Source organism: Maribacter sp. ACAM166, from assembly GCF_005771495.1.
Lineage (GTDB): Bacteria > Bacteroidota > Bacteroidia > Flavobacteriales > Flavobacteriaceae > Maribacter.
Window position 1 is genome coordinate 14,951 of sequence record NZ_VAUW01000008.1, and the last position, 18,902, is coordinate 33,852.

The 18,902-nt window shown below is 36.4% G+C and carries 18 protein-coding genes; 10 read left to right on the forward strand and 8 right to left on the reverse strand.

Features of this window, described 5'->3' with window-relative positions:
- Nucleotides 1-211: 211 nt before the first annotated feature.
- Nucleotides 212-2,758 carry a TonB-dependent receptor plug domain-containing protein gene (locus ES765_RS07785; protein WP_138112927.1) on the forward strand — a complete coding sequence of 849 codons (2,547 nt, stop codon included), beginning with the start codon at nt 212-214 and terminating at the stop codon, nt 2,756-2,758.
- Between the two features lie 314 nt (nt 2,759-3,072).
- Here the strand turns inward: ES765_RS07785 and ES765_RS07790 are convergent, their stop codons facing one another.
- From ES765_RS07790 to ES765_RS07800, 3 genes are read right to left on the reverse strand one after another with little or no spacing between them, the layout of a single operon-like run.
- The gene (locus ES765_RS07790; protein WP_138112929.1) at nt 3,073-4,503 is read right to left on the reverse strand and encodes a hypothetical protein; all 1,431 of its coding nucleotides are present in this window, start codon (nt 4,501-4,503) and stop codon (nt 3,073-3,075) included.
- Nucleotides 4,475-5,059 (reverse strand): hypothetical protein, encoded by a 585-nt coding sequence (locus tag ES765_RS07795; protein WP_138112931.1) that lies wholly within the window; start codon nt 5,057-5,059, stop codon nt 4,475-4,477. The genes ES765_RS07790 and ES765_RS07795 overlap by 29 nt, the downstream gene beginning before the upstream one ends.
- Nucleotides 5,043-5,588, reverse strand: a complete 546-nt coding sequence (locus tag ES765_RS07800) for an RNA polymerase sigma factor (RefSeq protein WP_138112933.1) — start codon at nt 5,586-5,588, stop codon at nt 5,043-5,045. Before ES765_RS07800 ends, ES765_RS07795 begins: the two co-directional genes overlap by 17 nt.
- Nucleotides 5,589-5,693: 105 nt before the next feature.
- Here ES765_RS07800 and ES765_RS07805 point away from each other — a divergent pair, with 105 nt between their 5' ends.
- The 5 genes from ES765_RS07805 to ES765_RS07825 all read left to right on the forward strand — a co-directional run bounded on the left by ES765_RS07805 (nt 5,694) and on the right by ES765_RS07825 (nt 10,128).
- On the forward strand, nt 5,694-6,602 hold the full coding sequence (locus ES765_RS07805; protein ID WP_138112935.1) for an aldose epimerase family protein: 909 nt from the start codon (nt 5,694-5,696) through the stop codon (nt 6,600-6,602).
- 106 nt (nt 6,603-6,708) lie between these two features.
- On the forward strand, nt 6,709-7,191 hold the full coding sequence (locus ES765_RS07810; protein WP_249356276.1) for a DUF2911 domain-containing protein: 483 nt from the start codon (nt 6,709-6,711) through the stop codon (nt 7,189-7,191).
- Between the two features lie 39 nt (nt 7,192-7,230).
- On the forward strand, nt 7,231-8,220 hold the full coding sequence (meaB, locus tag ES765_RS07815) for a methylmalonyl Co-A mutase-associated GTPase MeaB (protein ID WP_138112939.1): 990 nt from the start codon (nt 7,231-7,233) through the stop codon (nt 8,218-8,220).
- Nucleotides 8,221-8,303: 83 nt separating this feature from the next.
- The gene (locus ES765_RS07820; RefSeq protein WP_138112941.1) at nt 8,304-9,263 is read left to right on the forward strand and encodes a glycosyltransferase family 2 protein; all 960 of its coding nucleotides are present in this window, start codon (nt 8,304-8,306) and stop codon (nt 9,261-9,263) included.
- Nucleotides 9,247-10,128, forward strand: a complete 882-nt coding sequence (locus ES765_RS07825) for a lysylphosphatidylglycerol synthase transmembrane domain-containing protein (protein WP_138112943.1) — start codon at nt 9,247-9,249, stop codon at nt 10,126-10,128. The genes ES765_RS07820 and ES765_RS07825 overlap by 17 nt, the downstream gene beginning before the upstream one ends.
- Nucleotides 10,129-10,143: 15 nt before the next feature.
- Here ES765_RS07825 and ES765_RS07830 read toward each other — a convergent pair whose 3' ends face one another.
- From ES765_RS07830 to ES765_RS07845, 4 genes are read right to left on the reverse strand one after another with little or no spacing between them, the layout of a single operon-like run.
- On the reverse strand, nt 10,144-11,802 hold the full coding sequence (locus ES765_RS07830; protein ID WP_138112945.1) for an ArnT family glycosyltransferase: 1,659 nt from the start codon (nt 11,800-11,802) through the stop codon (nt 10,144-10,146).
- Nucleotides 11,799-12,368: a phosphatase PAP2 family protein gene (locus tag ES765_RS07835; RefSeq protein WP_138112947.1), complete on the reverse strand. Its 570-nt coding sequence runs from the start codon at nt 12,366-12,368 to the stop codon at nt 11,799-11,801. The genes ES765_RS07830 and ES765_RS07835 overlap by 4 nt, the downstream gene beginning before the upstream one ends.
- A 5-nt stretch (nt 12,369-12,373) precedes the next feature.
- Nucleotides 12,374-12,601 carry a hypothetical protein gene (locus tag ES765_RS07840; protein WP_138112949.1) on the reverse strand — a complete coding sequence of 76 codons (228 nt, stop codon included), beginning with the start codon at nt 12,599-12,601 and terminating at the stop codon, nt 12,374-12,376.
- A gap of 53 nt (nt 12,602-12,654) precedes the next feature.
- The gene (locus ES765_RS07845; protein WP_138112951.1) at nt 12,655-14,022 is read right to left on the reverse strand and encodes an MATE family efflux transporter; all 1,368 of its coding nucleotides are present in this window, start codon (nt 14,020-14,022) and stop codon (nt 12,655-12,657) included.
- Between the two features lie 263 nt (nt 14,023-14,285).
- On the opposite strand from ES765_RS07845, the gene ES765_RS07850 reads away from it, so the two are divergent.
- Nucleotides 14,286-14,702 (forward strand): response regulator, encoded by a 417-nt coding sequence (locus ES765_RS07850; RefSeq protein ID WP_138112953.1) that lies wholly within the window; start codon nt 14,286-14,288, stop codon nt 14,700-14,702.
- Here the strand turns inward: ES765_RS07850 and mazG are convergent.
- The gene (gene mazG, locus ES765_RS07855) at nt 14,699-15,475 is read right to left on the reverse strand and encodes a nucleoside triphosphate pyrophosphohydrolase (RefSeq protein ID WP_138112955.1); all 777 of its coding nucleotides are present in this window, start codon (nt 15,473-15,475) and stop codon (nt 14,699-14,701) included. The genes ES765_RS07850 and mazG overlap by 4 nt on opposite strands.
- A gap of 199 nt (nt 15,476-15,674) precedes the next feature.
- Here mazG and ES765_RS07860 point away from each other — a divergent pair, with 199 nt between their 5' ends.
- From ES765_RS07860 to ES765_RS07870, 3 genes are all read left to right on the forward strand, one after another.
- The gene (locus tag ES765_RS07860) at nt 15,675-16,508 is read left to right on the forward strand and encodes a sugar phosphate isomerase/epimerase family protein (protein ID WP_138112957.1); all 834 of its coding nucleotides are present in this window, start codon (nt 15,675-15,677) and stop codon (nt 16,506-16,508) included.
- 8 nt (nt 16,509-16,516) lie between these two features.
- Nucleotides 16,517-17,425, forward strand: a complete 909-nt coding sequence (locus ES765_RS07865; RefSeq protein WP_138112959.1) for an SMP-30/gluconolactonase/LRE family protein — start codon at nt 16,517-16,519, stop codon at nt 17,423-17,425.
- Between the two features lie 742 nt (nt 17,426-18,167).
- Nucleotides 18,168-18,896, forward strand: coding sequence for an MIP/aquaporin family protein (locus ES765_RS07870; RefSeq protein WP_138112961.1), 729 nt, complete (start codon nt 18,168-18,170; stop codon nt 18,894-18,896).
- The last annotated feature ends 6 nt before the right edge of the window (nt 18,897-18,902 follow it).

The window sequence follows — 18,902 nt, forward strand, 5'->3', positions numbered from 1 at the left end:
TCGAACAAATATATTTAGACCACTTGATTCTGTTTATATCAAGTGGTCTAATCATTTTACCTGTGCTAAAATTAAGTATTTAAAAACAATGAATGACCGATCCGATTATAAACAAGCTCTCTAACTTACTATCTATTAAATATTTACCAAACTAATACGTACGGCTTAATTTTTTCCATACCTTAAAAGAATACGTAAACGTTCTATTGATATGAAAAAATTAAGTTCTATCGTTATCATTGGGTTGCTGAGTTTGCTATCGATTGTTTCGTTTACGAGCCTCCCACAAGAATACCTACTCTTGAAAAAAGTAAAGTCCAAACTTTTGGACTACAGCCGTAATCAGACTCCTGAAAAAACATACCTACATACAAATAAAGATTTCTATACCAATGGCGAGACCATTTGGTTTAAAACCTATTTGGTCAATGGTATTTCCCATAACGGTTCCGAAAAAAGCAATGTTGTGTATGTAGAGTTGGTTGACAAACAAGGCATTGTGGTGGCCCAACGTAAATTATTCGTCGATGAAGTTGGGGCCTCTGGTGATATTGAAATTGATCAAAACATAGCACAAGGCGATTATAGCCTTCGTTCATATACCAAGTATATGCTCAACGAACAGGAATCCGTCATTTATGAGAAAAATATACCCATCTTCGTACAGCAGATAGGTAATACCATAAGCCGTGACCAGATTCCCGTAACGCAATATTTGCAAGGTTTTGAGGAAAATATGGGCAAGGCGGTCTCCGGAAGACCAAGCATCAAATTCTTCCCAGAGGGGGGCCACCTCGTCAAAGGTTTGCCCGCCACAATGGGGTTTGAGGTACTTGACGAAAAGGGTAATGGACTGGCCCTGAAGGGCTTTATTAAAGATTCTAAAAAAAATACCGTAGAGCCTTTCGAAAGTCTAGCGTTTGGCTTAGGCAGTGTAGGGTTCACCCCTTTGCCAGGTGTGCAGTACCATGCCAGTGTCATTCTCAACGGTATCGAAGAAAAGTTTCCCCTTCCCGAAGCATTGCCAAACGGTTACGTGCTTAGCCTGAAAAATAGGGAAGACCATGTTTTGGTACAGGTGGCCAGTACCACCCAAAATGGACTTGAGGGGACCCTGTTAATAGGACACTTGCGGGGCGATATGATTTTTAAGCGCATTGGGAGCGCTGATGACCAAGCAGCCTATGCTACAAAAATCTATACCAAAGAGCTTCAAGATGGTGTGGCACAGTTCACCCTATTCAACCCTAACGGAGAACCCATAAGTGAACGCTTGATCTTTATAGACAACCCTGAAAACGATACCCATTTAACGATTTCCTCTCCCACGACAACCTATGGCATGCGAGAGAAAGTAGAGCTTAATATGCTTTTAGTAGATGGAAACGGCGCTCCCCTTAATGGTGACTTCTCTATGGGAGTCGTGTCCAAGAACAGAAGCAAGGGCTCAGCATCGACCAACAATATAAAGAGTTGGCTCTTGTTAGATTCCGATTTGGGCGGTACCGTTCAAAACCCCGATTATTTCTTTGCCGATGATGCTAAATACCGTAAATTATTATTAGATGCACTTATGCTCACCCATGGTTGGAGAAGGTTCGTCTGGAAAGATATGCTTTCCGAAAAAGTAGACAAGATCCCTGACTACGCCCCTGAAAAAGGGATCATGATCACAGGGAAAACTACTAGGTTTGGCAACCCCAACAAGGCAAAAGAGACCGTTGCTACACTAAACCTGTATGATTGGCCCGATCTCATCAACTCAAAGCAAGAGACCGATGCCCAAGGGGAATTCAGCTTTGGCCCATTTTATTTTAATGACAGTATTGAGGCTACCGTTGAGGCGTATGATTCTGTGCCCAAATGGGCATACAAACAAAAAAACCTCTCCATTCTGGTTTATGAGCAATCTCCCAAATTGGTCTCAAAACCTAGAAAGACAGTGCATACCGACCGCCAGACCATTGAACTGAGCCAAAAATATCTTAGGGATGAATATCTGAAAAAAGTGACCGATTTTAACTACGACCCAAAAAAAGTGACCCGTTTGGATGAGGTTGTTGTCAAGGAAAAAAAGAGAACGAGGGAGACAGTTTTAAGACAGCTTAATTCTACCTCTGTTATGACTACCGACGCATTTACCACATCCGTGTATAAAAATTCTATTTCAGGTGCCGAGGCCATGAGCGCCTTGGATTTGGTTGGGCGTTTGCCTGGAGTATCAGTTTCTGGTCCATATCCCAATCAAAATGTGGTCATACTGGGTATAGGAGTGAATACCTTTATGGGTTCAGACCCTTTATTTTTAGTGGATGGCAACCCGACCGATCTTAGTTTTGTCCAAGCTATGCGGGCAAACGAAGTTTCTTTCATTGATTTGCCGCGTGGTCCAGGGCTCACAATTTTTGGGTCTAGGGGCGGTAATGGTGTAATTGCCCTTTATACCAATGGCGTTTATGATCCAAACAAACAGAACACAGAGGAATATCCCGGTATTGTCAACTTCAAAATTCCCGGTTTCTACAAGGCACGGGAATTCTACAAACCTGACTATATCAAGGAAAACCCTGAAAAACCAGATTACCGCACTACCTTGTTTTGGAAGCCAGAAATTACTTTGGACGAGGAGGGGAAATCAGCGATCGATTTTTTTACAGGGGACAAGACCGGTGAGTACTGGGTAAAAGTTGAAGGTATTACCAAAGACGGAAGGCCAGTCAACGGCTTTTACGATTTAGCGGTAGTCGAATCAAATTGACAAGCCTATGATAAGATAAAGACACACTTGAAAAGACTACACCGCCTTTTGGGTCTTAAAATTCACAAAGTAAATTCGTGAAGAATATTTTTTTCGTAATGCTAAAGGGCATTTAACGATTCAATTAGTATAAAAAAAGGAAGTTCTATCGTTGTCGTTACCGTGCTCTTTAGTGAAAAAATTGTAACAAAACAATCACCAAGCTAAAAGCAAAGACCACTACAATTTTATAGGATAATAAGGTATTCATGGGAAGGTTATATCAAAAGTAGAGGTGCGAAAATATTTTTGGGACATTGAAATTGGCAAAATAATTAGTGAATAACTACTTCACTATAGTCTGAAGTTATAACCACGGATCGGTTACTATTTTCATTTAAATGAAAGCCCTTGCTTATAGTTGTAGTGCCATTTTTAGCTTGTTCTAACTTTAGACTAGCAGGTACTTTCAACGTAGAAGAATTTCCTTTAACATATAGCTTCGTTGCTACTTTTGGTAGCGTTATGTTTAACGCTCCATTCTTAACGCTTACATCGAGTTCTTCAAAATTCGTTCCCATTTCAAGTATATGTACTGCTCCGAAACTGTTTTTTACTAAAGCATTTTTAAGCAATTTATCTATAGTAACTTCAGAAGATGTTGCTTGCAATTGTAACTGAACTACTTCTGACAAAGAAATTTCTTCTGAATACGACGTACTTAATTGACCATAGTTCCACTTCTGAACACTAACGGGTGTATAAGAAGCAGATACATGAGTATCGGCACCATCTATAGTAGACGCCCAAAGGCTTGAATGCGAAAGGTTCGCATTCAAGTTTTTGGTATTCTCGGCCAGTTTAACTTCACCATGGCGTACATCCATTTTTATACGGGTAGACTTAGGTAGTTTAATTTTAATTGTCTTTTTAATCTTATAATTCTTTTGTTCTCCATCTGTAGCGTAATAGAAAATATGTGGTGCGTTAATTAAACTATCGCGACGTATAAAAACCTGTTCCCTAACTGAATCTCTTTCTGCCATACGTTGTTCTCTTTGCTCCGCTCTCTTTTCTAGCCGTTGCTCCATCAATTCAGCGCGTTCTTCCATCTGTTTTACACGTTCTTCATTCTGTTCCTCCATACGTTTTTCCATTTCATCAGCCTGCTCCTCCATTTTTGAAGCCCATTCTTCTAAACGTTTTTGATGCTCCTTATCAAAACTTTTTTCGAAATTCTTTTGCCATTTCTTCATGTACTTGTCCCCATCTTTTTGATATGCCTCATAATCAAAGGAAAAGGCCTCAGTTTTTGGCAACGGCGGCATAGTAGGGAACGGAGCTATTTGAGGCATATTCATTACAAATGATGCAATTTCAGGTATTTCAATACGTAAATCGTTATGGTCAAAATCAAAATGTGAATCATGACTTGTAAACAATCTATTGTTCATAGATTTAGATGTTATTGTAATTTCTTTACTGTTACCTAAGATTTCAAACGGGCTATTTTTAAAGTAATCTTCCGCTTCTTCTTTTGTAGCTCCTTCTAAGGTGATGGTGGCCGTAATGGCCACCTCATCCTTGTCCCACGTTTCAAATTCAATATCAGCATAACTGGTATTGATGTCTAATACGGCATTTTCTGCCACGATAAAACGTTCTTGAAATGTTTTGCTTTCCTTCTGGCCAAAAAGCCCTCCGGTCATTAAAAGTCCTAATGCAATGATGAGCTGCTTAGATACTATTCTCCTTGATCTGTTCATTTTTTGATAATTTTAATTCGTTTAACTTCTTTTTTAATTTCTGTAATAATTGTAATCGTAATTGTAAATTCTCTATAAGAGCCGTTATTGTTTGGTCATTGGGTCCCAACTCTTTTAGCTCTAGGTTTAGGGTTTTATATTCCAGGTTCAGGTTATTAAGCTGTTCCATAAAACTGTCTATCAAATCTTTTGTATCTGGTGACACCTCTAATTTTGATAATTCTATATTTATATTGGCTACATAATAATTCTCTACTTTTTTAAGATCAGGTGAAAGGTCTCCAAAGGTGAATTCCGTTTGTTTCTCATCAACGGAGCCTCTATCTACTACACTAGTCTCAACATCATTAGTACCATTCAAATACGTATAACTAAAACCAACACTCAAAATGACTACTATTAAGGCCGCTATTTTAAGCCACACCTTGGGCGATGTTTTATCCACAGGCATTGAATGCTGTAGCTTCTTTAAAAAGCGCTCTTCATGGCCATTCTTAATGGTATATTGTTTCGCTTCTTTTTGATTCTTAAACATTTCCCTAAGATCCTGTTCCATAATTTCTCCTCTTTAATAGTTCTTTTAACTGTCCTTTACCCCTTAGTAATCGCGTTCTACATGCAGATTCTGATATATTCAAAACCTGGGCGATTTCTTGATGGTCATATCCTTCGAGCAAATACATGAGCACAACATACTTATACTTACTTTGTAATTCGTTAATGGCACACCTAACGTGTTCGATACTTATGGTAGTTGATACATTCCAATTATCATCCGGTTCTACAACCTGCATATATCCTTCATCTAAAGGCACTACCTTTTCCTTTTTCGATTTTAAAAAATCGATACTCTTATTAATAACAATCCGTTTAAGCCATGCTCCAAACGTCACATCTCCTTTAAATTGATGAATTTTTTGAAATGCTTTTATAAATGCTTCTTGCAAAACATCTTCTGCATCATCGCTATTCTTTACAAATCGGATTGCAACGATATACATACCATCACAGTATTTTCTATACAATTGTAGCTGTGCAGATCTATCATTTGCTTTACATTTCTCTACGACATTGCTTTGAAACATCGGTTGAATAGATTGGTTTTGGGTTGTTATTATATTAAAGACGATAGAAAAAAAAGGATGTTGCAAAAATCTTTATTTTTACAGCTTATTTTTAATATTCCCCCTTTGAAACAAGTTACGATTTCGAACAAGTTTATAACCCTTATGGTGCTTGATTATGGCGCTACGATACAAAAATTGCTCGTTAAAGGTAAAGATGGAAACTACACCAATGTAGTTGTTGGCTATAACCACCCAAGCAGGTATCGCCTAGATGACCATGTACTTGGTGCTAGTGTAGGTCGTTACGCAGGTCGTATTTCTAAAGGAGGATTTGAGTTGGATAGGGAAAAGTTTTTTCTTTATCAAGAAGATGGAGTTCATTTACATGGAGGTAAAGAAGGCTTTCATCAAAAATATTGGACAATTGATGAAGTCAGCAAAGATGATAACCCGTTTATAAAACTGTCTTACAAAAGCAAACATTTAGAAGAAGGCTATCCAGGTAATCTTACTGTAAGTGTCACCTATAAATTAATGAATAATGCATTACAGATTATTTATGAAGGGATGACGGACAGAAGTACCGTTATCAACCTTACTAATCATTCGTATTTCAAACTTGATTCAAACCCCTATATAGACGAATGTGAATTACAATTAAACTGCCCGTATAGGCTTGAAATGAATGAAAACTTACTTCCAACGGGAGACTTTATACCTGTGAGAAAGTCTGATTATGATTTTCTATTGCCAAAAAAAATCGGAGTAAAACGCTTAAACACGGTTTATATTAAAGATATTGGGAATGAAAAAGTGGCTGAATTACATTCAAAAACATCTGGAATTAACATGAAAGTATATACCAATCAACCCGCGGTTGTGGTGTACACTCCCCTAGATTTTCCAGGTATTTGTTTTGAAAACCAGAATTACCCCGACGCACCTAATCAACAAGACTTTCCTAAAAGCATCTTAAGGCCTGGTGATATCTATAACAACATCTCTATATTTAAATTTGATATACAAGCGTAACTACTTATTGCATTCCATAGCCCATTAAGTACATGAAGTTGTTAAAAAAATTCTGGTTGGTATTCTTGTACTGGCCACTCTCATTTATTTTGTAGCCATACCTTACTTGCATAATGAGACAAAAAAAATTAGTCCGGCAAGAACTGCTAATTTAGACCTCGATGGTAGTTCATTAGAAGTTGGTTATTCTAGTCCGTCGAAAAAAGGCAGGGTAGTGCCTTTTGGTAAAATATGGCGAACTGGCGTCAATGAACCCACAACATTTACCACAACGCAGCAAATTAAAATAATCAATAAAACACTACCAGCCGGAACCTATTCTTTATGGACGATTCCTAATAAAGAAAGTTGGAAAGTGATTTTTAATACCGAAGTGCCTGATTGGGGCGTTACCCAGGTAGACGGCAAACAAACCACTCATGCAACTAAGAATGATTACGTCACCGTTGACGTATCCGTTAAAAAATTAGCCGTTCCAATAGAGGAGTTCTCTATTAGTTTTGACAACGAAGAGCTGAATCAAAAATCACAAAATTTTTTAAGTTTAGCTTACGATACCACTAAAATTATGGTTCCCATTTACAAGTAGTACTTTTACGATAGTTCTACACTAAATCAATCCGTTTCAATGAATCTAGCCAACCTCAGTACAGCCGATATTATCGAGGGTATTTTCTCTAACAATGTTGCTTTTGTCAGCAAGGCTATAACACTTATAGAAAGCACAAAACCGGCACACCGGATCATTGCCAATGAGATAATAGCGGGTTGTATTTCAAAAAAATCAGATACCATTCGAATAGGCGTTACTGGTGTACCTGGTGCTGGTAAAAGTACGTTTATTGAACAGTTTGGAAGTATGCTCACAGAGCTGGGTAAAAAGGTCGCCGTACTGACTGTAGACCCTTCTAGCAGTAGAACAAAAGGAAGCATATTAGGTGACAAAACTCGTATGCAAGAATTAGTGAAAGACTCAAATGCCTACATAAGACCTTCTGCCTCTGGCACCTCTCTAGGCGGTGTTACCCGAAAAACCAGAGAAAGTATCGTAGTCCTTGAAGCTGCCGGATTCGATACTATTATTATTGAAACCATAGGTGTGGGACAAAGTGAAACTGCCGTGCATAGTATGGTAGATTTTTTCTTACTGTTAAAAATAGCAGGAGCCGGTGATGAGTTACAAGGAATAAAAAGAGGTATTATTGAAATGGCAGATTCTATTGTAATCAACAAAGCCGATGGAAATAATATACAGAATGCGGCACAGGCAAAAATGGAATTCACCAGAGCATTGCATATGTTCCCACCGAAAGAAAATGGCTGGTCTCCTGAAGTTTTGACTTGTTCTGCATTAGAGAATAAGGGTCTAGAAGCTATTTGGAAGTTAATATCCAACTACTGCGAAACGATGAAAGAAACTGGTTATTTCACTAAAAACCGGCAAAATCAGAATGAAAAATGGCTCCTACAATATCTGGAACAAGAACTATTATCCAAATTTTATCTGAATCCGAAAACTAAAAAATTATTACCTCTACTTAAAAAAGAAGTTATTAAAGGCGAAACCTCTCCATTTTCTGCTGCAGAAAAGCTATTAGCCCTACTAACAATAGACTAGGGTGTTTTAAAGGTTACTGGTAGTCATGCCCTTTTTCTTACGAATAAAAAACATAACTTTGTCGCTATTCAAAAAACAACCTAATGCAACCTGTTACCACTTCCCTACTTTCGGTCGTTGTCCCTTTATACAACGAGGAGGATAATGTGACATTATTGACACAGAAAATCCATGAAAGCTTGGTAGGCTACGATTACCAAATTATTTATATAGATGATTTTTCGAGTGACGATACTAAAAAAGTGGTTAAAGCTCTTAAAGATGACAAAGTTCATCTTATAGAACTTAAGAAAAATTACGGACAGAGTTTGGCTTTGGCTGCAGGTTTAGATTATGCTGATGGTGAGTATATCATTACCATGGATGGGGATTTGCAAAACGACCCTTCTGATATTCCAGAAATGCTTACCTATGCGACTACTGAAGAATATGATGTAGTAACGGGAATTCGTCAAAAAAGAAAAGATTCTTTAGTTAAAAAAATTCCTTCTAAAATTGCAAATTTTTTGGTACGCCGTATTACTAAATTAGATATAAAGGATAACGGTTGTGCCCTTAAAATTTTTACAAAGGATATTGCCAAAGATTTAAATCTATATGGGGAAATGCACAGGTTCATCACCCTTTTAGCCCACTTAGAAGGCGCACAAATAAAACAAATACCAGTTAAACATCATGCACGTCACGCAGGTGTTTCAAAATACGGTTTAGAGCGTGTATTTAAAGTTGTTGCAGATATGATGCTACTACTTTTTATTCGTAAATACTTTCAACGTCCCATTCACCTTTTCGGTATTTTAGGTTTTCTCTTAATTCTATTAGGTATCGTTATAAATTTCTACCTCTTAATTGTAAAAGTTGGATTTGGGGAAGATATAGGCACAAGGCCATTATTGATGTTCGGAATGATGTTCATTCTTGCAGGTATTCAATTGTTCACAATAGGTATTGTCATGGAATTATTGATACGCACCTATTACGAATCACAGAAAAAAAGACCGTACCGCATTAAAAAAGTAAGTGTAGGTGGTCAAGTTAAATAAGAAACTAACCACCGGATTAAAGGTACTTATCAGTGCTGTTCTCATCTATTTCATTCTAACGAAAATTAATGTTGGTGAGATAAAGGACATACTCGTAAATAGTAATCCTCTTTTTCTTCTTGTGGCGGCTATCTTCTTTATACTATCAAAGGTTATAGCGGCTTTACGCCTTAATTTATACTTTCATCAACTCAAACTACCACTTACCCGTAAAAGCAACCTTAAATTATATCTTTTAGGAATGTTCTATAACCTTTTCCTACCTGGTGGTATAGGTGGTGATGCCTATAAAGGATATATCCTTAAAAAAAAATTTGATGTACCTACTAAAAAAATTGTGAGTGTATTGGTATTGGATCGTCTAGGTGGCCTTCTTTTACTCTTTATATATGCCTGTACTATATTGGCATTTCTTAAGCTAGAAATTCTAGAGGGATACCACTGGCTTTTCTTTTTGGCGATACCCTTATCGATTGCTGTATTTTGGTTATTGAATCAAAAATTATTTAATTATGTGATTCCCATTTTTTGGAAAACAACACTATTATCCGCATTTGTTCAGCTGGCTCAATTAATCAGTATTTGGTTTATTTTAATCGCCTTGAATATCGAATTAAACCAAATATCATATCTCATTATTTTCCTTATTTCGTCAATAGTTGCCGTAGTACCATTGACCTTGGGTGGTATTGGAAGCCGTGAAGTAACTTTTTTCTACGGAGCAAAGCTTTTGGGCTTAGATCAACATATATCTGTTGGGGTGAGTGTACTATTCTTTTTAATTACCGCCGTCGTTTCATTAGTTGGCGTTTGGTATCATTTCAAGAAAATCAAACTAGAATTGATTGAAACCGCAGCCCTATAGCTATAATACCATTATTTAATAGATATGAAGCAAATGCATTTTACGGGTTACCTTTTTACGTGTATTCGGGTTTAAAAACTTCCCTTGTAGACGTGTGATTCGAAATTGGTCTACAGAAATTTGCGAATCCCAGACCATCCCATTATTCCGCAATAGTTCCATCTCTTCGTCACTGGCATAAACCCAAACATCTTTCTTACTTTTAAGCAAATCAGGGGTTATCATCTGAACGGGATGCTGATTATAAAAATCAAGAGACCAACTATAATCAGTACCGACTTTATAAATACGATCTACAGGTATATCTCGCTGCTTAATTATTTCGGACATCGAAGAGCCACCCTGATACTCCAATAAATTCGGATAAAAGTGTAGGTTCAGAACCGCATTCAATAATAATGAAGAACAGACAGAAATTGTAATCAATCTTGCATAACCACCCTCTCTTTTTAAGGCATAAAAAATAATAATTAATGCTGCCACAAGAAGGCATAGATACGCCAAAACACTTTTTATCTCAAAGACATAAAAACAAATTAATGCAGAAGCAATGAATACTATACAAAGTATAAAGTATTGACAGACCATCAACAATTGAGTAGCACGCTTTTTATCAAATCGATATAAATCATAGAGATATGAAGCCGTTAAAACTGCAAACAAAGGAATAGTAATATTTAAATAATGAGGCAACTTGAATTGCGCAAAACTGATAACTGCAAAAATGAGCGTTATGCCCCCTAGGGTTAATAATTCATATTTAGGATTAAATTCGAACTTCAACTTTACAAAGCTTCTGGCCCTGCACCAAAATGCGGTAACCCCAAGAATTGTCCATGGAATAAAAACCCACAAAAACGTATGAAAAAAGAAAAAGAAATCACTACTGTTCTTTCCTATACCTTCACCACTTAAGCGTTCAAAGCTCTGCTCCCAAAAAATAAAAAAGATTCCGCTTCGATTATTTTTACCACGAATTACTTTCTCTGGATGCAAATCGAATTGAACGTAATAAGCATATAACATTGGGCTAATGGTCAAAGCAAAAACCAGCAATGCCAGCAACACCTTCCAACTCATAAAAACCTTCCATTTTCTGGTATATAAAAGATGACATAGAATAGGTAGTCCAATTACTAATAATGCAATCTGACCTTTGGTAGAGAATGCTATACCAGCGGCAAAAGCACCTATAACAATTCCACGAACAGAACCTTTCTCAATATACTTGGTCAATTGCCAAATCGCTAAAATACTAAAGCCCGTTAGTACAGCGTCTGTTCGTACATCTATAGCTCCCAAAACTATAGTCTGAGCGGTCATAAAAATTAAAGCCGATAATTTACCAACGTGCTTATTATACAATAGGCTTCCTAAACCGTAACAGCTATAGGCAGCAAGAAGTGTCGCTAATATACCAGGAATTCGATATGTCCAATCATGTATACCAAATATTTTATAGGATATAGCTGCCAGCCAATAATGCATATGGGGTTTATCCAGATATTCGTTTGGCCCCTTAAAAAGGCTAAAAAAATCATTCTCTTGCACCATACGCATGGCCATTACCGAAAACTGTGCAGAATCATTTTCAAACAACGTAACAAACATGCCTGCTACGTATACCAAGAAAATCAAAACGATTAAAAACCAATACCTTAGATTAGATATCATAGAGAGAATTTGCGAAGTGAAAATATAAATAACTTTACAAACAACCAGCCGAATAAGGAGCCTAGTAGCGCTCCTGTGATAATATCAAGGGGAAAATGTACGCCGATGTAAATACGACTATAAGCCACCAATGCTGCCCAAATGACTAAACAAACTGCGATATACTTAATACTAGATTGTAATACGGAGCCAAAGAAAACAGCTATTGCAAATGAATTGGCTGCATGAGCAGAAAAATAACCATACTGTCCGCCGCAATAACTCTTAACCAAGCGCATTATCGGTGCGATTTCTGAGTCATGACAAGGTCGTAGTCTTGCCACGCCGTATTTAAAAAAATTACTGAACTGATCAGTTACCGTAATAAGCAAGGCGACAGAAACCAGTAAAACTAAGGTTCGTTTCAACCCAAATTTTCGATAGGTAAGAATTAGCAAAAAGAGGTAGAGCGGAATAGCACTCAATTTATGAGAAATAAATTGGAAAAAATTATCCCATTGCGGGGTTCCCAATCCATTGAGGTATAAAAAAAAATCTTTATCTAACTGTAATAGCTCTTGAAACATAGTACTTACTCTTCATATCTAACAACTTCACGATCATAAAAAACCGTAGCCGCCTCAATTAAGTTTTCTGCCTCATCTTCCAATTCTTTTTCGTCCTCTTTAGAAAATTCTTCAAGCCATTCTACTTCGTCATTTTCAAGGTTTATAATAAACCGTGGAAACTCGGTATGGATAACGAATATTGCCGTTGGAAAATCAGTATTATCACCCAGTAAAAATTTTGGAAACTCCATAATCAATGTACTATATAAGTTGAAATATTAAAACAGTAACAGTATTAATTCTGTTAACCGGCAATAAGTTTTTTTGTTAAATAATTAAATCGAAGGTACAACATAATGGCCGATGCAGTTAAACCTGTAAGTAACCCGATCCAAATACCAGTGCTTTCTAAATCTGTGTATAGACCTAGGTAAAAACTTACCGGAAAACCAATAAGCCAATACGAAATAAAAGTAATTACAGTTGGTATTTTCACGTCTTGCAAACCACGTAGTGCTCCTAATACAACAACCTGAACACCATCGGATATTTGAAAAAATGCAGCCACCAATAATAACTCAGCTGCGATGACCAAAACCTCTGTATTGTCTGCTATGTTAGTAATATCGCCTACATCGAGATACAAGCTAGGGAACCAATGCCTACCTAAAATAAAAAGTGCTGCAAAGAAAATTTCTAACAAAAAGGTAAGAAAAAATATGGACTGTGCAATGCGTCTTAGTTCTTTAAAATTACCCAACCCCTTTTGATTTCCTACCCTTATCATCGCCGTTATTCCTAGACCCATACCAAACATAAAGGTCATACTACTCAAATTTAAAGCAATCTGATTGGCAGCTTGTGCATTCTTTCCCAAAACCCCACTTAACCACACGGCAGATGTAAAAATGCCTACCTCAAAAAACATTTGTAATGAAGACGGAAAACCTAATTCTATAATTTTCCTCATCACCTTTTTTTCAATTTTTGCAAAATTGAACCCGGTAACATAAAACCTGAATTTTTCTTTTCTCTTTAAGATAAACCATAAGTAAAAGACCATTAATATTCTAGAAACAAGTGTACCAACAGCAGCACCAACTATACCCATTTCTGGAAATCCGAAGTTGCCAAATATTAAAAGATAATTCAAGATGATATTGACAACATTGGCAACAATTGTAGCATACATTGGATATTTGGTCTGAGACAGCCCTTCTGAAAATTGTTTGAAAGCCTCAAAAATAATCAGTGGTATTAGTGAAAAAGCTACTAAATCTAAATAGGGCATCGCCAATGCAACCACCTCAGTAGGTTGCTTCATCATATGCATAACGGGCTTAGCCAATAAAATCAATCCGAATAAGGATAAGCCTAATACGGTACACAACACTAATCCATGCTTTAAAGAACTTTTAGCATCTTGTTTATTACCTGCCCCATCTGCTTCGGCTACTAGTGGTGTAATCGCAGTTGAAAAACCTATACCTAAAGACATTGCTACAAACACAAAACTGTTACCCAAAGACACTGCGGCCAATTCTGCCGTACCCAATTGCCCAACCATTATATTATCTGCCAACTGCACGAAAGTATGCCCTAACATCCCTAAAATAACCGGAACTGAAAGCTTAACATTGTAACTAAATTCTTTAGTATATTTTTGGAACAAACCTTATGTCTAAAATTTTGGCAAAGGTACTTCTAATTAGCCAATTTTTAAATGAGAGGATGATGGACTTAAAGTAATCGTCGCAAATTCTAAATTCCTTCCATACAACCTATATTACTTTACTCATATTTTATAAAATTAAATGGATGAGGAATTTTAGTGCATTTCACTGCGAAAACATATTTTAGTAAAAGTGGGCACTATTTTAATAGAATATAACGTTACTATAACAACCTTTAAAAACCCCTCTACTTAAAAGGACTATGAAAGAAGAACCCCTAATTTGGATTATTGATGACGACAATATTTCTAAATATGTTATGAAAAGATATCTTAAGGAGCTAAACATACTAGATCCTGTTGATTGCCCAGATTCTATTGAAGCCTTGGAAATTTTATCTAAAAATCGAAATAACCAGAACGAATTACCTGACATCATCTTTTTAGATTTAAATATGCCCATTCTTAATGGGTTTCAATTTTTAAAAGAATTCAAAAACTTCAACAACGAAATAGAAAAAAAGATTGATATTTTCATGTTAACCTCATCTATGAATGATGATGACTTGACCTATGCTACGTCTGTATTTGAAATTTCAGGATATTTTATAAAACCAATTAAACTAGAGCAATTAGCTCTTGCTGTTGAAAATGAGATAGAAGAATTAAAACAGATTTAGTCATTAGTTTTTGCTTCATTCCAAAAAATATCCATTTCTTCTAATGTCATATCTTTCAACCCCTTACCCATTTTCGCAGCTTTCTTTTCTAAATATTGAAAACGTTTCGTAAATTTTTTATTGGTACGTTCTAAAGCATTTTCTGGATTTACCCCCAAGAACCTGGCGTAGTTAATCATTGAGAATAATACATCTCCGAATTCCGATTCAATTTTTTCATTATTTCCAGAAGCAATCTCAACTTGCAGTTCACCTAACTCCTCCTGTACTTTTTCAAAAACCTGTTCTGGTTTTTCCCAGTCAAAACCAACACCGGCGACTTTATCTTGTATTCTATTTGCCTTTACCAAGGCAGGCAAACTTCTTGGAACACCTTCCAATACACTTTTTTTCCCCTCCTTTAATTTAATTTGCTCCCAGTTCCGTTTAACTTCATCTGCATCGGCAACTTTTACATCGCCATAAATATGAGGATGACGATTAATCAATTTGTCACAAATAGCATTCGCAACATCGGCAATATCAAAATCACCGGTTTCCGAACCAATTTTAGCGTAAAAAACAATATGTAAAAGCACATCACCAAGCTCCATCTTAACCTCATTAAGGTCATTGTCTAAAATGGCATCTCCCAATTCATACGTTTCTTCGATAGTCAAATGCCTAAGAGACTGCATTGTTTGCTTTATATCCCACGGACATTGTTCCCGTAACTCGTCCATTATGGTAAGTAATCTATCCAGTCCTTTTAATTGGTCTTCCCTGCTATTCATGAATACTATTTTTACAAAAATACGTATCCCACGTATGACGCACTAAAATCCTATATAGTTTTCGTACATTTAGGAAGCTAAAAAAACCAACTTTATGGGTAATACTAAGACCAGCTGCAAATCAAAATATATTCTAATTAATTAGAACTAAAGCAATTCACCTTAGTCACTTATTCATTGAAAACAATAATAACACAAAATGAACACTCGAAGAAATTTCCTCAAACAATCTAGTATTCTAGGTGCCGCAACGGTATTGATGCCTCAGTTAAGTTGTGCTTCAATAAAAAAATCAACGTATGGCGTACAACTTTATTCGTTTAGAGATAGTATGCTTGAAAATCCAAAGAAAACATTGGAAGAAATTGCAAGTTTGGGCTTTAAAGAAATAGAGAGCGCAGGTTCTGCAAAAGGATATTACTACGGCCTCACCCCTTCTGAAATGGGTAAAACATGTAAAGAATTAGGTATGAAGTTAACGAGTGGTCATGTAAGCCTCGATGATAAATTTGAGCAAACTATGGGAAATGCCGTTGCCTCTGGCCAAGAGTATCTTATTTGTTCCTCAATGCCTTCTGATGGACAAACAGTAGAAAATTATAAAAAAGTGGCAGAGCAATTCAATGTTGCTGGAGAAGCATGTAAAAAATTAGGCCTTAAATTCGGATACCACAATCATGAGTATGAATTTGAATCTGACAACGGCCAAGTACTTTATGATGTTCTGATGGATAATACTCAGGGCGATTTAGTATATATGGAGCTAGACCTTGGCTGGGTTGTAGTGGCTGAAAAAGAACCCCTATCCTATTTTAAAAAGTATCCAGGGAGATTTCCTCTTTGGCATTTAAAAGATATGGATATGTCTAAAAAAGAGAGTACTGAATTTGGCAAGGGAGGTCTTGACATTGGGCTAATGCTTAAAAACAAAGAACTATCTGGAGTTGAACATATTTACATTGAACAAGAAGAATATGCTAGCTCCCCTTACGAGAGTATGAAATACAATATGAGTTACTTAAATACTCTTTAAGACCGTTCATGAAATCCAACTTCCAAACAATCACCACCACCATACTTTCAATTACTGTTATTACTTGTTCTTCGCAATCTAATTCTATTATAGCAGAGGGCGCAGAATTAGTTCAAATCTCGAACGAATATAGCTTTACTGAAGGGCCAGCTTCTGATAAAAACGGAAATGTGTTTTTCACTGATCAACCCAATAACAAAATCATTAAATGGAACGCAGTAGACAACTCTCTACATGTTTTCAAGGATCCTGCTGGTAGGGCTAACGGCCTATATTTTGACCATAATGGTTATTTGCTAGCAGCGGCCGATGATAACAATGAGCTATGGCGAATTAATACGATTGGTGAAGTAGACACCTTAATAACCCATTTTGAGGGTAAAAAATTAAATGGTCCTAATGATCTCTGGGTAGATAATAAAGGAGGTGTTTATATCACAGACCCTTACTATCAAAGGCCCTATTGGGAACGAACTGCACCAGAAATTAATAAAAATCGTGTGTATTACATATCACCCGATATGAAAAACATCAGCATTGTAGCACATGAATTTGTACAACCTAATGGTATTATTGGCACTCCGGACGGTAAAACACTTTATGTTGCAGATATAGGTGATCAAAAAACATATTCCTTTAGCATTAACGAAGATGGTTCACTTACCAATCGAGAACTTTTTACAACATTAGGTTCAGACGGCATGACGATTGATAACAGAGGCAATGTCTACCTTACTGGCGAAGGGGTTACCGTGTTCAATAGCGCTGGAGAAAAAATACATCACATACCTGTTGATGAAGAATGGACCGCAAATGTAACTTTCGGAGGTGAAAACCAAGACTTACTATTCATTACCGCTAAAGGCTCTGTCTATTCGCTAAAAATGAACGTGAATGGTGTTAGATACGCTAACTAATCGGTCAAAGAATCAAGCATAAAACAACAGACTTATTGTTTTATGCTTGATTTAAGATTCTTGATAAATCATCATTAACATTTTCAGTACATACGGATGCATCATATTCGAAAGAGGTAAATTCGATGAAATTTAACGGAGTGCATTGAAAGGAGTATATATCGGAATAACTAATTGATAATCAGAATATAATATTCTAAAATCGCTCGTTACACTTGTTATACGTAACTCAATTAAACCCATATCACAAATACAGTGGCATTACTTATTAGCACACCATTTGAGCAGGAGGGTTCGTCTAACATATTTACCGAAAAGACACCATCCTTATTGGAATCTTGTGTTATACTTACATTTAATTCAGTAAAATTATAAGCACCAATAACTAACGGACTTTCTTGCACCGCATTAACACTATCGCCTAAGAAATAAGCTCCTAAAAAAAGTAAACTAGATTCATTTACAATTCTTCATAGTACATTTTTTGTTAACATTCAATTTATTAAAAAAGATAAAGAATATTTATATTCTGTTAAATCAATTAAAAAATCAGGGATATAGGAATTTGCAATTGCCTATAAAATCACACAAGGTTGTCTAATTTTAATTGCGATACTTTGTCAGTAATCATTAATCTTCACAAATTTGCCTACAGATAATTATCATTGGTACAACAAACTGTTTTAAATCTTCTTTATTCCTCGTTTTTTTTTTATCTTAATCCGCTTAAAACAACCAAACCATGAATGTTTATATTTTCGAGTTTATCGGAACCGCAATGTTAATTCTTATAGGTAATGGCATTGTTGCCAACCTAGTTTTAAAAGGAACTAAAGGCGGGGACTCTGGTTGGGTAGGTATTTCATTAGCCTGGGGTATTGCTGTTTTTATAGGTGTATTTATTTCTGCCGATGTTAGTGGCGCACATCTTAATCCTGCTGTTACTATTGGGCTTGCCACTGCTGGAAAATTTTCATGGTCATTAGTACCTGGTTACTTTGTTGCACAAATTTTAGGGGCGATGATGGGAAATCTATTGGTTTGGCTTACATACAAAAAACAGTATGAAGCTACGGAAGATTCGGGTGCCATTTTAGCAACGTTTTCTACTTCACCAGCCATTAGAAGTCCATTTTGGAATTTGATAACTGAAATAATAGGCACCTTCGCACTGGTATTCGGCGTTTTCTATATTGCTGGCGGAGCGGTAGGTGACAATCCAGTTTCCTTAGGTTCTTTAGACGCTCTACCCGTTGCTTTATTGGTAATGGGAATTGGTTTTGGCTTAGGAGGTCCAACAGGTTATGCCATCAACCCGGCGAGAGATTTTGGACCTCGTTTATTACATGCAATTTTACCCATCAAAAATAAAGGAAATAGTGATTGGAGCTATGCATGGGTACCTATTATCGGACCAATAATAGGCGGAATTTTAGCCGCAGTTCTATACTTACTTATCGAAACAATTTAATACATA